The organism is Pseudomonas sp. HY13-MNA-CIBAN-0226, from assembly GCF_040310305.1.
GTDB lineage: Bacteria > Pseudomonadota > Gammaproteobacteria > Pseudomonadales > Pseudomonadaceae > Aquipseudomonas > Aquipseudomonas gregormendelii.
The window spans coordinates 1-260 of record NZ_JBEOPS010000373.1; the positions used below are offsets into that span (position 1 = coordinate 1).

1 protein-coding gene is annotated in these 260 nt (G+C 47.7%); it reads left to right on the forward strand.

Going from position 1 to position 260, the window contains the following annotated elements; translation table 11 throughout:
- Positions 1-5: 5 nt before the first annotated feature.
- On the forward strand, positions 6-260 hold a 255-nt coding region (locus AAEZ05_RS29165), incomplete at its 3' end, for a hypothetical protein (RefSeq protein ID WP_502947811.1).

Below are 260 nucleotides of genomic sequence, written 5' to 3' on the forward strand. Positions count from 1 at the left end.
GTCCTGTGCTAATCACTATGACGCGTTCACAAGTGATGGAAGCAACGGTCAGACGCTCAAACACGCGTCAGCGTATCGCAATCGGCGCGAACAATGACGGCGTGATCGATACATTGATTCACGATACGATCTCTAGTAATTTGCCAGGTGAGGCTTTCTTTGAGCCAACTGCTCTATCTACGCACCATCTATATAGCGGCAAAAACCGCCGTGTGAATTATGAGATGGTAGACATGAACCAAGTGTTGTCAGGTTCTATG